General features: G+C 34.6%; 12 protein-coding genes. 4 read left to right on the top strand and 8 right to left on the bottom strand.

Annotation, left to right across the window (positions count from 1 at the left end; all coding sequences use genetic code 11):
* Positions 1 to 3 precede the first annotated feature (3 nt).
* From BLW23_RS11770 to BLW23_RS11785, 4 genes are all read right to left on the bottom strand, one after another.
* Positions 4 to 612, bottom strand: coding sequence for a bifunctional nuclease family protein (locus tag BLW23_RS11770; RefSeq protein WP_093670070.1), 609 nt, complete (start codon positions 610 to 612; stop codon positions 4 to 6).
* A 140-nt stretch (positions 613 to 752) separates the two neighbouring features.
* A complete protein-coding gene (locus tag BLW23_RS11775; protein ID WP_093671764.1) occupies positions 753 to 1,706 on the bottom strand; it encodes an electron transfer flavoprotein subunit alpha/FixB family protein in 954 nt (317 codons plus the stop codon).
* A gap of 71 nt (positions 1,707 to 1,777) precedes the next feature.
* Positions 1,778 to 2,518, bottom strand: coding sequence for an electron transfer flavoprotein subunit beta/FixA family protein (locus BLW23_RS11780; protein WP_093670072.1), 741 nt, complete (start codon positions 2,516 to 2,518; stop codon positions 1,778 to 1,780).
* A gap of 119 nt (positions 2,519 to 2,637) precedes the next feature.
* Positions 2,638 to 3,585, bottom strand: a complete 948-nt coding sequence (locus BLW23_RS11785; protein ID WP_143032160.1) for a hypothetical protein — start codon at positions 3,583 to 3,585, stop codon at positions 2,638 to 2,640.
* A 308-nt stretch (positions 3,586 to 3,893) separates the two neighbouring features.
* Between BLW23_RS11785 and BLW23_RS11790 the strand changes: the two genes are divergently transcribed.
* From BLW23_RS11790 to BLW23_RS11805, 4 genes are all read left to right on the top strand, one after another.
* Positions 3,894 to 4,874 carry a pyruvate dehydrogenase complex E1 component subunit beta gene (locus BLW23_RS11790; RefSeq protein WP_093670076.1) on the top strand — a complete coding sequence of 327 codons (981 nt, stop codon included), beginning with the start codon at positions 3,894 to 3,896 and terminating at the stop codon, positions 4,872 to 4,874.
* A gap of 74 nt (positions 4,875 to 4,948) precedes the next feature.
* The gene (locus tag BLW23_RS11795; protein ID WP_093670079.1) at positions 4,949 to 7,453 is read left to right on the top strand and encodes a DUF5686 family protein; all 2,505 of its coding nucleotides are present in this window, start codon (positions 4,949 to 4,951) and stop codon (positions 7,451 to 7,453) included.
* Positions 7,454 to 7,559: 106 nt separating this feature from the next.
* On the top strand, positions 7,560 to 8,087 hold the full coding sequence (locus BLW23_RS11800; RefSeq protein ID WP_093670081.1) for an inorganic diphosphatase: 528 nt from the start codon (positions 7,560 to 7,562) through the stop codon (positions 8,085 to 8,087).
* A gap of 113 nt (positions 8,088 to 8,200) precedes the next feature.
* Positions 8,201 to 10,591, top strand: coding sequence for a sodium-translocating pyrophosphatase (locus BLW23_RS11805; protein ID WP_093670083.1), 2,391 nt, complete (start codon positions 8,201 to 8,203; stop codon positions 10,589 to 10,591).
* Positions 10,592 to 10,646: 55 nt separating this feature from the next.
* Here the strand turns inward: BLW23_RS11805 and BLW23_RS11810 are convergent, their stop codons facing one another.
* Genes BLW23_RS11810 through BLW23_RS11825 form a run of 4 tightly spaced genes read right to left on the bottom strand, consistent with a single transcriptional unit; the run spans position 10,647 to position 14,192 of the window.
* On the bottom strand, positions 10,647 to 11,495 hold the full coding sequence (locus BLW23_RS11810; protein WP_093670085.1) for a 5-oxoprolinase subunit C family protein: 849 nt from the start codon (positions 11,493 to 11,495) through the stop codon (positions 10,647 to 10,649).
* Entirely contained in the window at positions 11,492 to 12,220 is a 729-nt protein-coding gene (pxpB, locus tag BLW23_RS11815) for a 5-oxoprolinase subunit PxpB (protein ID WP_093670087.1), read from the bottom strand. Before pxpB ends, BLW23_RS11810 begins: the two co-directional genes overlap by 4 nt.
* Before the next feature lie 2 nt (positions 12,221 to 12,222).
* Positions 12,223 to 12,966, bottom strand: a complete 744-nt coding sequence (pxpA, locus tag BLW23_RS11820) for a 5-oxoprolinase subunit PxpA (RefSeq protein ID WP_093670089.1) — start codon at positions 12,964 to 12,966, stop codon at positions 12,223 to 12,225.
* On the bottom strand, positions 12,966 to 14,192 hold the full coding sequence (locus tag BLW23_RS11825; RefSeq protein WP_093670091.1) for an Nramp family divalent metal transporter: 1,227 nt from the start codon (positions 14,190 to 14,192) through the stop codon (positions 12,966 to 12,968). Before BLW23_RS11825 ends, pxpA begins: the two co-directional genes overlap by 1 nt.
* Between the last annotated feature and the right edge of the window lie 46 nt (positions 14,193 to 14,238).

Below are 14,238 nucleotides of genomic sequence, written 5' to 3' on the forward strand. Positions count from 1 at the left end.
AGATTAAGATCGCTTACTTATTTCATCACGAATTTTCGCAGCAAGTTCATAATCTTCATTAGTAACAGCATCAGTCAACTGATTTTGTAATTCAGCGAGAGACATTTCTTTAAAAACACCATCGTCGTTGTCTAGAGCAAGTTCAAATTCGTCTTCAAGATCTTCTTCGTCTTCATCTATATCAGAAAGCTCCTCATCTATCTTTAAATAGATTCCAGCTTTATCGAGTATATTTTCGTAAGTAAATATTGGAGCATGAAAACGAACGGCTAAGGCAATAGCATCGGATGTTCTTGTATCAATAACTTCCTCTTCTCCGTCTCTTTCACAAAGAAGGCTAGAAAAAAACACTCCATCAACCAACTTATGAATAATCACTTGCTTGACTGTAATAAAGAAGCGGTCAGCAAATGTTTTAAAAAGATCATGTGTTAGCGGCCTTGGAGGCTTAATTTCTTTTTCTAATGCTATAGCGATAGATTGTGCTTCAAAAGCACCTATAATAATTGGCAACGTTCGTGTACCATCAACCTCACTCAAAACCAAAGCGTACGCGCCACTTTGAGTTTGACTGTAAGAAATTCCTTTAATAGTTAGTTTTATTAGACCCATTTATCATCAACATAAAATAAAAAAGACTGTCTAACTTAAGCTTTTTGAAAGTTTTAGACAGTCTTTTATAAGCGGGCACAATTTAATAAAAATTATGGGTTCTTCTCTATTTTCTTTAAAAAGAATCTTTTCCCTAATTTCTATCCTTGTTTAAATGCCTTAAGCTTTTCAATTAATTCTGGGACTACTGTAAAAGCATCTGCAACAATACCATAATCAGCCGCCTTAAAGAAAGGTGCTTCCGCATCGTTATTAATTACCACTTTTACTTTTGAAGCATTTACTCCAGCTAAATGCTGAATTGCCCCTGAAATACCAATTGCAATATATAAGTTAGACGCTACTGGTTTACCTGTCTGCCCTACGTGTTCACTGTGAGGTCTCCATCCTAAATCTGAAACTGGCTTAGAACAAGCAGTTGCTGCTCCTAAAATATCAGCCAATTCCTCAACCATTCCCCAATTTTCAGGGCCTTTCAAACCTCTACCTCCAGAAACCACAACATCAGCATCAGCGATTGACACCTTTCCTGAAGCTTTTTCTATAGATTCTGATTTCACAGTTAATTCTTCAACAGAAGCATCAAAACTCTCTACATTTCCTGACACTGCATTCTCATGAGCTCCGTAAGAATTTTTTGCTACTCCAACTACTTTTCTCTCTGTTGAAATTTCTGTGTTATTAAAGCCTTTATTTGAAAAAGCTTTTCTTTTAACTACGAAAGGAGCTGTACTACTAGGTAATTCGACAACATTTGAAGCATATCCTGCCTCTAACCCAACAGCAACCAATGGCGCCACTGTTAAGCCATCGATACTTGAATCAATTACCACAATATTTGCAGATTTATCATCAGCTACCTGCTTAATAATTCCCGAATACGCTTTTGCGTTAAATGACGATAAACCATTTTTCACTTCTATAACGTGCTCCGCTCCATAAGTAAATAACTCAGATGCATCACCTCCATTTATCGTTAATGTTATTAAATCGGTCCCTAACTGTTCAGCTACTTTTTTTCCGTATGATACAACCTCAAAAGCTGATTTTTTAAATTTTCCTTCCGACGAATCGGCAAAAACTAATACAGACATATTTTTATATTTTTTGATATTGATCATTTCTCATATAAGAAACCACCAACATTGAATTCTACTTTGTTTAATTAAATTGCTTTCGCTTCATTGTGCAATAAGTCTATTAACTCATCAACACTCTCAACTAATTTTACAGCTCCCTTTGCAGCTGGCTTTTCAAAAGTTTTCGTTGATGTTGCAGCAGTTGCACCCAACGGTTCAATAACATTTAACGGCTTTTTACGAGCCATCATAATTCCACGCATGTTTGGAATACGTAAATCTTTTTCCTCTACAATTCCTTTCTGTCCAGCAACTACCATTGGCAAAACGGAAGAAACTTTTTCATCACCGCCATCAATTTCTCTTTCTAAAGTTACATTTGAACCTTCTACCTCTAAACCAACACAACCATTTACAAAATTAAAATCTAAAAAAGAAGCTAGCATTCCAGGAACCATTTGCCCGTTGTAATCAGCAGATTCTTTTCCAGCTAATACCAAGTCATACTCTCCATTTTTCACAACCTCTGCTAATTCTTTGGCTACCATAAACCCATCAGTTGGAACAGTATTTACCCTTATAGCTTCGTCTGCACCTATCGCCAACGCTTTTCTTAAAGTTGGTTCTGTAGAAGCGTCTCCTACATTTACAACAGTAACCTTTGCTCCTTGTTTTTCTTTAAACCACATTGCTCTAGTTAAGCTAAACTCATCGTACGGATTAATCACAAATTGAACTCCATTCGTATCGAATTTAGTTTCATTTTCAGTGAAGTTAATTTTTGAAGTGGTATCAGGAACATGACTGATACATACTAATATTTTCATATATTGTTGTTTTAAAGAATCTTATTTTGAATGACGAAGTTAAGTAATTTTTTTAAAAAATACTATGCATGCATAGTATTTTTCATTACATCCCAGTCTTTGATGACAAAAATAATGAATTAACCTTTAATTTTCACCTGAAGTATTTGATTATTTAGACTAGATAAAGACGATATCACAAAAGGAATCAACATTCCTAAATAAGACAAATCGAAAGCTTTTCCATAAATATTCTTCGATGCACCTTCTTCCATGACATTTAACAAAAACGTACTCAATAACAAACCACTTAACACATACATCGAATAGTTCAAAATAGGTCTAGAAGCACTAAATTCTCTAGAAAGAAAAAAAGGAACCACTAAAGCCAATAAGATTAACAACTTTGGAGCATATTTAGTTTGATGATTGAAAGGATTATTTTCGATAATTGTATAAAAATCTTCAAGAGATAATAGTATTGGAAGTATTAGAACGAACATGGAAACTACAACTCCTAACAGAAACAATACTTTCTTACGAAGCTCCGTCTTTACGAATTCATAGAAAAGCATAATTGTTAAAGGAATTAAAACAACTCCTCTTGTTAAACAGAAAAAACCAACAAGTATTCCAAGTAGCCAAGGTTTTCTAAATGTAAATTCACTATACTTTTCTTTCCAAAAATCAATAAAAATCAAGAGTAACAACACATTGCTCATTAAATCGCTCTTAGCAAAAACTTCCCACCAATACGCAGGAGACAAAACAAGCAGTATTAAAATCAACACTTTCTCTTTCTTTTCTCTTTTAGATTTATAGATCCAACCGCCAAAAACACCAAAAACAAACACTTGTAAATACCCAACATCACCCAATAGGTAAAAAGGCAATCCTAATAGAGAAAGTCCAGGAAGATTCGATGACGTTTGTCCTAAATGGTCTAATTTATTATAAGGATACACCCCTTCTACTATATTCTTAATGGTGACTTCCATTGCAGACCATCTGTCTACTTGCAAACTATTTGCATCAATTGAAACATTTACCACTATCAGACTTAAAAAAACAATAAAACTAAGTACCATATAACCTTTTTTAAAATTCGCTGTTTTCTCATAAAAACACGGCCTATTAAGGTACATCAGGACAAAAAGTACAGAAAGGATATAGACGATAAGAACAACAAATTCAGATATATGGTTTTGCCTTGAGGCATACTTTAACAAAAACAAACCGTTTATAATTAAGTATAATTTTAAAGGAAAGCCTCTCTTTAACAGTTCAATCATAGCCTTTAACATTTTTATACATCTTTTATAACAGACAAATATAATTTTTTTACATCTATTTTTATTACTTTTGCAATCTTGATAAACAACTACTTATAAAACGTATGAAAACAGTACAATTTAGAGAGGCCGTTTGCGAAGCGATGAGTGAGGAAATGCGCAGAGACGAAACCATTTATTTGATTGGAGAAGAGGTTGCTGAGTATAATGGTGCTTATAAAGCAAGTAAAGGAATGCTTGATGAGTTTGGAGAAAAACGCGTTATTGACGCTCCTATTGCTGAATTAGGTTTTGGTGGTATTGCTGTTGGTTCTGCAATGAACGGAAATCGTCCGATTGTAGAGTACATGACTTTTAATTTCTCTTTGGTAGGAATTGATCAAATCATTAACAACGCTGCTAAAATCAGACAAATGAGTGGTGGGCAATTTAACTGCCCAATTGTTTTTAGAGGGCCAACTGCTTCTGCGGGTCAACTAGCTGCAACACACTCTCAAGCCTTTGAAAATTGGTTTGCTAATTGTCCTGGCTTAAAGGTAATCGTTCCTTCAAACCCTTATGATGCGAAAGGCTTGTTAAAAGCTGCTATACGTGATGACGATCCAGTTATTTTTATGGAATCAGAGCAGATGTATGGTGATAAGATGGAAATTCCAGAAGGAGAATACATTATTCCAATTGGAGTGGCCGATATCAAACGAGAAGGAACTGACGTTACTGTTGTTTCTTTTGGAAAGATCATTAAAGAGGCTTATAAAGCGGCAGACGAGCTAGCAAAGGAAGGTATTTCAATAGAAATTATCGACTTACGTACCGTTCGCCCTATGGATCATAAAACCATTTTAGAGTCTGTTAAGAAAACCAACAGGCTTGTTGTTTTAGAAGAAGCTTGGCCTTTTGCAAGTGTTTCTTCAGAAATAACATACAGAGTTCAAGATGAAGCATTCGATCATTTAGATGCTCCAATCAAGAGAATTACAACAGCTGACACACCAGCTCCATATTCTCCTGTTTTATTTGAAAAGTGGTTACCAAATTCCAACGATGTTGTAAAAGCAGTTAAAGAAGTAATGTATATTAAATAAACTTACTTAACTAAAAAATAATTTTAAATCCTTTTGATTGCAATAATCAAAAGGATTTTGCGGTAAAAAAGATAATGAAAAATAAAATTTTACACTTACTCATCCTTATAACCACCTCGGTAAGTGCACAACTCACATTAAAAGGAAAAGTTGTTGATGAATTTGACAATCCTTTACCTTTTGTAAATGTTGTTCTTCAAAAGACAACACACGGAACGGTAACTGACGATGATGGAAAGTTCTATTTGAAAACGAAAAAGTATAGAGGTATTTTAGAAATATCATTTGTTGGATTTGAAACACAAACCGTTCGGGTTAGTGAAAAAACAAAATACTTAAACATTGTTCTTAAAGAAGAATCTAATCAACTAGAGGAAGTAGTTGTTGTTACAAAACCAAAAAAACGCTTAAAAAAAGAGGAGAACCCTGCTTACAAAATATTAAAAGAGTTATGGAAACGGAAGCGAAAGCTAGGCTTAAACTTAGTTGATCATTACGAGTACAAGAAGCATACAGCAATTGAAATCGGATTAAACAACCTAGACACTGTTTTCCTCAAAAGCGTTTTTAAAAAAAGCTATAATAAAGACATTAAACAAGTGAAATATGATAGTGACGGCATTAACTATTATATCCCTATTTACCTTCAAGAAAAAATCACTAAAGTTTATGGTGATACTAAAAACGACCGCATAAGAGAAGATATAAAAGCTGAAAAAGAAGAAGGGTTAGGAGCGCAAGGCTTTGTTTTTGATAGAATGTCCAATACATTTCAAAATGTTGATATTTTTAGAAACAATATCAGACTCCTTCAAAAATCATTCGTAAGCCCTTTGTCTTCAAATGGTTTTGCTACTTATGACTATGTTTTATACGATAGCATTGTAAAAAACGATCAAAAACTTTACAATATTTATTTCTTTCCAAGAAGAAATGGAGACTTAGCTTTTCAAGGAAACGTATGGATTGCTGACAAAAACTACTCTGTCAGAAGAATAAAAATGGCAGTTCATAAAAGCATTAACTTAAACTTTGTTAGAGGCTTAAGTTTTGACAAGGAATTCGAAGTAAAAAACGATAGTATTTACTTACCTACCAAAAACACCTATGATGGAGATTTTACGCTTGTCGATAAAAACGAAACTAACAAAGGTTTAACGATAAAGAAAACCGTAACCTTTAACGATTATATTTTAGACAAACCTAAACCTGACGACTTCTATTTAAAGTCTTTAGAAAAAATTAGACCTGATCAGTTTAAAAGGGATGAAACCTTCTGGGAAAAATCAGGAAAAATTGTTGATGAAGATACTTACAGTTTAATTAGCAGCGTTAAAAAGAAGAAAAAAATTAAAACCATTACTGGCTTCATCAACACAGTTGCTAATGGTTATTTGAATACCGGAGGAAACATTCAAATAGGACCTCTTTGGACCTTATTTGCTAATAATCAAGTAGAAGGTTTTAGAACAAAAATTGGCTTTAGAACTTTTAAAACAAAAGATGATCGCTTTAGAGTTGGTGGACATATTGCTTATGGCTTTAAGGATAAGAAATTTAAATATGGTTTAGAGACCAGATACTTACTATCATACCAACCGAGAATTGCCGTTGGTGTAGCCTATCAGAATGATATAGAGCAATTAGGAAGTAATTTGTTAAATACTACACAACTTTTAGGAAATACTTTTGGAACAACTGCCTTGTTCAATCGAGGAGACAACTTCTTTTTATCGAAAGTTCGCAAAATAGCCACGAATTTTGACTACCAGGTAAAACTAAATTTACATGTTGGTTTCAACCTCTCTCATTCAAGAATTCGTTCCGCTTCTGAAGCCGATTTTTCTATGAGCTATATTGATCAAAATGGTACTTTACAATCGCAAATAACTGATGTAGCTTCTGACATTTATGTTTCGTATACTCCTGGACGTTTTGTTTATGGTTTAGGCGTGGAGCGAAGATTTGGGCGAAACATTTTCCCTACTTTCGTTTTAAACTATAGAAAAGGTTATAAAGGCCCTTTCAACGGTACGCATAGTTACGATAAAATTCAGTTTAAATATAATCACCCTATACTTTTAGGCGAGCTAGGATTATTAGACGCTACATTTGAAGGAGGTAAAACTTTTGGTGCGGTTCCTATTGGTTTGTTAAACCCAATTCCAGCTAACCAATCGCTCTCGTTAGTAAAAAACACTTTTACTTTACTTAACTATTATGATTTTGTTACTGATACTTATGCTGCAACCCATTTAGAACATCATTTTAATGGTTTCATCTTTAATCGAATTCCTTTATTGAAAAAATTAAAACTTAGAAGTTTGGTTACGTTTAGAGCGGCGTATGGTAGCATCTCTGATGAAAATAAAGCTTTGAGTCGATCAAACATCAACTATAACACTCCTAACGATTTATATTATGAGTACGGTGTCGGAATTGAAAATATAGGGTATGGAAATCTACGTTTTTTACGTATTGATGCTATTTGGAGAAGTAATTATACGCCTCCTGCTGGAGCATTGGTTTCTCCAACACCTAAGTTTGCAATTAGAATCGGTATCAAACCGGGCTTATAACCATAGATTTAACTATAAAATAACAGCGTTTTCTACATAAAAAACGGCAAAAAATAGCTACTTTTGCACACCTATTTTAGAAAACGAAGATAAGTTAATAAACAATATGACTGCAAAAGAAAAACAAACAGTAGATGTTTTAATTGAAATACCTAAAGGAAGTAGAAACAAATATGAATATGATTTCGAATTAAAAAAAATTCGTTTTGATAGAATGTTATTCTCTTCAATGATGTATCCTGGTGATTACGGATTTATTCCAGAAACCTTAGCATTAGATGGAGATCCTTTAGATGTATTAGTTTTAGGTGCAGAACCAACTTTTCCAATGTGTGTAATGGAAGTAAAACCAATTGGTGTTTTCCATATGGCTGATGAAAAAGGTCCGGATGAAAAAATAGTTTGTGTTCCTGTTTCAGATCCTATTTGGAATAAATACAATGACCTTTCTGATTTAAATCCGCATAGAAAAGAGGAAATCACTCATTTCTTCCAAGTATATAAAGATCTTGAAAAGAAAAAGGTTGATGTTGGAGATTGGGGAGATGCAAACGAAGCATATGACATCCTTCAAAAATGTATCGATCGTTATACAGAAAGCGAGCATAGTAAAAAAGAAAGCTTTATTATCTAAGCAAACGCTAATACAACAATATTAAAAACTCTCAGAAAATTCTGAGAGTTTTTTTATTACCCGTTGATTTAGTTATATTTACCAAAACTATAACTAATCAAATAACAAAAAACATGAAACAAAACATGGTTTATGTGCCCATTATTTTGGCATTAATAGGACTTATTTTTATGTACATAAAAATGGTTTGGGTTAAAAAACAAGATGCGGGTAATGAAAAAATGCAAGCTATTTCAAAAAGTATCAAAGAAGGAGCTCTTGCCTTTTTAGCTGCCGAATACCGTCTTCTATTAATTTTCGTAGTTGTGGCTTCTCTAGCCCTATTCGGTATCTCTCAAATAGTAGAAACCACAAGCATTATGATTGTTCCAGCATTTATCATTGGAGCAATCTTTTCAGCCTTGGCTGGAAATATAGGAATGAGAATTGCTACCGATGCAAATGCTCGTACCGCTGAGGCCGCCAAAACTAGTTTACCACAAGCGCTAAAAGTATCATTTGGAGGTGGAACCGTTATGGGATTGGGGGTTGCTGGTTTAGCTGTTTTAGGTTTAGGATTATTCTTTCTATTATTCCTCAATCAATTTATTACTGATGGTGGTAACTTTTACAACGAAATGACCGTTGTTTTAGAAGCACTGGCAGGTTTTTCATTAGGAGCTGAATCTATCGCTCTTTTTGCAAGAGTTGGTGGAGGTATCTATACAAAAGCCGCTGATGTTGGAGCCGACTTGGTTGGAAAGGTAGAAGCTGGAATCCCAGAGGATGACCCAAGAAACCCAGCCACTATTGCCGATAATGTTGGAGACAACGTTGGAGATGTTGCTGGTATGGGAGCTGATTTATTCGGATCGTATGTGGCTACTGTTTTAGCCGCTATGGTTTTAGGAAACTATGTTATTCGCGATATGTCTTTAAGTATTCCGTATACCGATGATTTTAATGGATTAGGTCCAATACTTTTACCTTTAGTTATTGCTGGGGTAGGAATCATTGCATCTATTATTGGAACATTTTTAGTAGGAATAAAAGATAACACAGCAAAAGAGCCACAAGTTCAAAAAGCTTTAGACCTAGGTAACTGGGTTTCTATTATTATTACCTTGGCAGCAAGTTATTTCTTAATTGAATTGATGCTTCCAGAAACTTTAAAAATGAGCTTCTTTGGAGAAGGTATTAAAGATGTTGCTTCTATCAACGTGTTTTGGTCAGCTTGTATTGGACTCGCTGTTGGCGCCTTAATTTCAATAGTTACTGCTTACTATACAAGTCTTGGAAAAAAACCTGTTTTAGACATTGTTCAAAATAGTGCCACCGGTGCTGGAACAAACATTATTGCTGGTTTGGCTGTAGGAATGAAATCTACCTTTTTATCGGTATTATTATTTGCTGCAGCAATTTACGGATCGTATTATTTTGCAGGTTTTTATGGTGTCGCTCTAGCGGCTTCTGCAATGATGGCAACCACCGCTATGCAATTAGCTATCGATGCCTTTGGACCTATTGCAGATAATGCAGGAGGTGTTGCTGAAATGAGCGAACTGGAAGAACATGTTCGTGAACGTACTGATATTTTAGATTCAGTTGGAAATACAACAGCTGCTGTTGGTAAAGGGTTTGCTATTGCCTCGGCTGCTTTAACAGCCTTAGCATTATTCGCAGCTTATGTAACTTTTACTGGTATTGACGGAATTAATATTTTTAAAGCAGATGTTTTAGCTGCTTTATTCGTTGGAGGAATGATTCCTGTTATTTTTTCTGCCTTAGCCATGCAATCTGTTGGAAAAGCAGCTATGGAAATGGTACATGAAGTTCGTAGACAGTTCAAAGAAATTCCTGGGATTATGGAAGGAACTGGAACTCCTGAATATGCCAAATGTGTTGACATTTCAACAAAAGCAGCCTTAAGAGAAATGTTATTACCTGGATTAATCACTATTATAACACCTATTATTATTGGTTTAATATTTGGTCCAGAACCTTTAGGAGGTTATATGGCTGGTGTTTGTGTATCTGGAGTTATGTGGGCTATATTTCAAAATAATGCCGGAGGTGCATGGGATAATGCTAAAAAATCTTTCGAAGCAGGTGTTGAAATAAATGGCGAAATGACCTATAAAGGATCAGACGCACATAAAGCCGCTGTTACAGGAGATACTGTGGGTGATCCTTTTAAAGATACTTCAGGTCCTTCAATGAACATCTTAATTAAATTAACTTGTTTAATTGGTTTAGTGATTGCTCCAATTTTAGGAGGGCATTCTTCTGGTGACCATACTGGCAGTCAAGCGATCAAAAAAGAAGTGAAAGTAAAGGTAAAAGCAGCTACTGCTGACAATGCAACGGCTACTGTTACTACAACTACCACAAAAGACGGCAAAACAGTAACTGAAACAAAAGAATTAAAAGGAACCGTTGAGGAAATTGAGAAGAAAGCTGAAGAGCTTTCTAAGGAGCTTGAAAATGCTGAAATAAAAATCAAAAAGGAAGTTACTAAAGAGTAGTAACAAATAAACTTTATATTATAGAAACCTCATATTGATTCAATGTGAGGTTCTTTTATTTTAGAACAAATCGTAATGTATCATTGGTTGTTTTCTGAGCAAGTCTGTTTATTCCTTCTTCAGTTAACTGTAAAACTCTTGGATAGCCACCTGTAACTTGACAATCCCTCATCAAAACCACTAATTTTCCCGAAGGTGTTAACTGCACCGTTCCAGGTAAAACAGCAGAGGTTAACATCGATTCCAAATTGTTTGGGATCCCCTCCTTTAAACGGTAGCCCATTCTGCTATTATCTCCTGATATCGTGAATTGTTGAGCAACTAGCACCTCTTCGAGATCAGAGGATAGCAGATCAAACTCTGGCCCTCGTGAGCATTCTATTTCTTCAGATAAAAAATGATCTTTTGGTGTTTTAAGAACACCTCTTTCCTTACCCCAACTATATTTCGCTTTCGTATTTAGAGGTATCTTCATTTCTTTTTCCAACTTCATTCGCGATGTAATCCCTTGATACCAACTCCTACTTCCCAATACTTTCTCCACATCAAGACCTCCTTTAACTGCCACGTAAGACCTTGCTCCATACTTTCTTTTACCAAACTTTAATTCACTTCCTTTGGTCGCTAAAAAAGGGGCGTTTAATTTTATGGATTCATCGTTTAGTTCAACCGAAAAATCAGCGCCAGAAATACACAAATAACTATCTTCTAAAAATTTTAATCGAACACCTCCAAAAAACACTTCTAAAACAGCTTCATTTAAACTATTCTCTAGCAACATATTTGCTAATTTTGCAGAATAGGAATCCATAACTCCCGAAATTGGAACCCCCATAGTTCGATATCCAATTCTTCCTAAATCCTGCATGGCGGCATAAAACCCTGGGGAAAGTACCTTTATCATAACAATTCTCTTTTCAAATTATATACACCTAAAGTCAATTCTTTTTGAATCTCAATGTACTGCAATTCTGTTATAGGATAAAACTGTAAACGATCTCCCGATTTCGCAAAACAGGGGTTTTCTTTATTCAAATCAAAAAAAGGAACGGGTGTTCTTCCAATAATATTCCAACCACCAGGACTGTCCATTGGATACACTCCTGTTTGACTTCCTCCTATCGCTACTGATCCCTTCTCTACTTTTAATCTCGGGTTCGCCTTACGATTGGTATGAAGTGTTTCTTCTAAACCACCTAAGTATAAAAACCCAGGTAAAAAACCAATAAAATATATTGTGTAAGCACGATCGGTATGAAGTTTTATTAACTGGTCCATCGATATGTTTTTACCAGTAGACATTTCTTCTAAATCAATTCCAAATTTCGATTCGTAACATACAGGTATTTTCCATAGTACTTTCTGCCTTTTTTCAGAAACTACTCTTGTTTTCCGTACTTTTTCCAAATTCTCACGCAAACTTTCATAATCATTCAACTCATTATTAAAAATAAGTGTTAACGAATGATACCCAAGTACCAAATCATTTAACTCGAAACTCTCTGAATCAATAATTTTATTTTTAAAGTTGATTATATCCACCAATATAGATTCATCCACTCTTCTTTCCCATTCAATCAAAATGGCTTTTTCTCCGAAACGTTTATATGTAATAATAAATTCCTTCAATTTTAATAAATCAACTTGTCTATTTTTATATTTAATTTTTTGAATTCATCAAACAAATATTTCACCAATACATCAGCATTTTTACTATCTCCATGAATGCAAAAAGTATCGGCCTTTATTGGCAATTCTTTTCCCGTAATTGTTCTTACTTTATTCTTTTCAATCATACTCAACAGATGAGAGAAAACCTCTTCTTTACGATGAATTAACGCCTGAACATTACTCCTTGCAACAAGGGTTAAATCTTCATTATAGTTTCTATCCGCAAAAGCTTCAACCCTTAATTGCAAGCCTTTCTGTTTTGCTATCTCGGAAATTTCAGATTGATAAGGAACATATAAAAAGGAATCAGGGGAACATTTCAAAACCACATCAACCACCAATTCTGCCATTTTTTTATCCGTTGCAGTGAGATTATATAAAGCTCCATGAGCCTTTACATGATGCAAGCTTTTCTTATAATATTCAGTTCTTTCTTTCAGAACCATTACTTGAACCTCAAGGCTCTTTTTTAGTTCACTTAAAGAAATATCCATCACCTTTCTACCAAAATTTTCTCTATCAGGAAATGACGGATGAGCACCAACCTTTACATTGTATAGCTTTGCTAACTTGAGCACTTTGTCAATAGTTTTCTCATCTCCAGCATGCCCTCCACAAGCAATATTGCATGATGAAATAAATGGTAATAACTGAGCTTCATTACCGACTCCTTCACCAACATCACAATTAATATCTATATTCATTAAAGTATATTAAAGACCTTTAAAATGCTACGAAGTCCCAAAAATATGGTGATTACCAAAATACAAAGTCCAAAAAGATTTTGAATTTTCGTATTACTATGTTCACCTAGTATCGTTTTTTTATTCATTACCCACAGTAAAACGCCAACAATAATAGGTAATAACATTCCGTTAGCCACCTGAGCAAACTTGATAATTTCTATAGGTTTAATGCCTATTGAAGAAAATAATACTCCTAAAAATAAAATACCACCCCAAACACACCTGAACCTTAACGATTTCATATTGTCTTCCCATCCTAAACAACCTTTTGCAACGAAGGCAGCTGCTAAAGGAGCAGTTATTGCCGATGTAATACCAGCCGCAAACAACCCTATCGCCAAAAAGTATTTGGCAAAAGCCCCATACAATGGTTCTAAGCCTAGCGCTAAATCCGCTCCATTATTAATACTTCCAGAAGGTATTCCAGCCGCAGAAATAATAATAGCCATAGACACCAGCCCTCCTAGTATAATGGAAATAAACGTGTCTTTTTTAGCATGTGATAAATCTTTATCACTTTTCCATTTTTCTTTTACTAAAGAAGCATGCAAAAACAAGTTATATGGTACCACTGTCGTTCCAATAAGTCCAATAATCATAAACAAACTATTATCTGGAAACGAAGGCACTAACATTCCTTTTACTACTTCTATTATATCTGGTTTTGTTATAATAGCAGTAATAACAAAAGAAACACTCATCAGTAAAACAAGTACTACCAAGATCTTTTCCAATACTTTATAATTCCCGAGGAATAATAATATGAAAGCGATAACCCCTATAGAAAAGCTTAACATATTTAATGAAAAACTTCCAAAATCCACTGTTATGCTTCCTAATATCGTTTCCAAACCTAAAACACCTCCACTTATATTTCCAGCTTCATAAGCTGCATTACCAATAACAATTGCTGATAAAATGAGCAACATCATAAAATTTCGAAGACCTGGTTTCACTATTTCATGTCGTAATACCTCTGACAATCCTCTTTGCGAAACAATTCCTAGTCGCGCCGCCATTTCTTGTAATACTATTGTTGCAAATATCGATAACAACATAGCCCATAAAAGATGTGTTCCAAAATTAACACCGGCCAATGTACAGAGCGTGACCGTTCCTGGACCAATAAAGGCAGCCGCTACCAGAGTACCAGGTCCGATATTGTTAAACCATTTTTTAATCATAAAAGGATGTTTATAGGCATAAATGTAGTAAAAAGAAACTAGGTTA

The sequence above is a fragment of the Tenacibaculum sp. MAR_2009_124 genome, assembly GCF_900105455.1.
In the GTDB taxonomy this organism is placed as follows: domain Bacteria; phylum Bacteroidota; class Bacteroidia; order Flavobacteriales; family Flavobacteriaceae; genus Polaribacter.

Bases quoted from the DNA above. Each gene is read 5' to 3' on its own strand.
- BLW23_RS11770 (WP_093670070.1), bottom strand. From the start codon at position 612: ATGGGTCTAATAAAACTAACTATTAAAGGAATTTCTTACAGTCAAACT.
- BLW23_RS11775 (WP_093671764.1), bottom strand. From the start codon at position 1,706: ATGTCTGTATTAGTTTTTGCCGATTCGTCGGAAGGAAAATTTAAAAAA.
- BLW23_RS11780 (WP_093670072.1), bottom strand. From the start codon at position 2,518: ATGAAAATATTAGTATGTATCAGTCATGTTCCTGATACCACTTCAAAA.
- BLW23_RS11785 (WP_143032160.1), bottom strand. From the start codon at position 3,585: ATGGTACTTAGTTTTATTGTTTTTTTAAGTCTGATAGTGGTAAATGTT.
- BLW23_RS11790 (WP_093670076.1), top strand. From the start codon at position 3,894: ATGAAAACAGTACAATTTAGAGAGGCCGTTTGCGAAGCGATGAGTGAG.
- BLW23_RS11795 (WP_093670079.1), top strand. From the start codon at position 4,949: ATGAAAAATAAAATTTTACACTTACTCATCCTTATAACCACCTCGGTA.
- BLW23_RS11800 (WP_093670081.1), top strand. From the start codon at position 7,560: ATGACTGCAAAAGAAAAACAAACAGTAGATGTTTTAATTGAAATACCT.
- BLW23_RS11805 (WP_093670083.1), top strand. From the start codon at position 8,201: ATGAAACAAAACATGGTTTATGTGCCCATTATTTTGGCATTAATAGGA.
- BLW23_RS11810 (WP_093670085.1), bottom strand. From the start codon at position 11,495: ATGATAAAGGTACTTTCCCCAGGGTTTTATGCCGCCATGCAGGATTTA.
- pxpA (WP_093670089.1), bottom strand. From the start codon at position 12,966: ATGAATATAGATATTAATTGTGATGTTGGTGAAGGAGTCGGTAATGAA.
- BLW23_RS11825 (WP_093670091.1), bottom strand. From the start codon at position 14,192: ATGATTAAAAAATGGTTTAACAATATCGGACCTGGTACTCTGGTAGCG.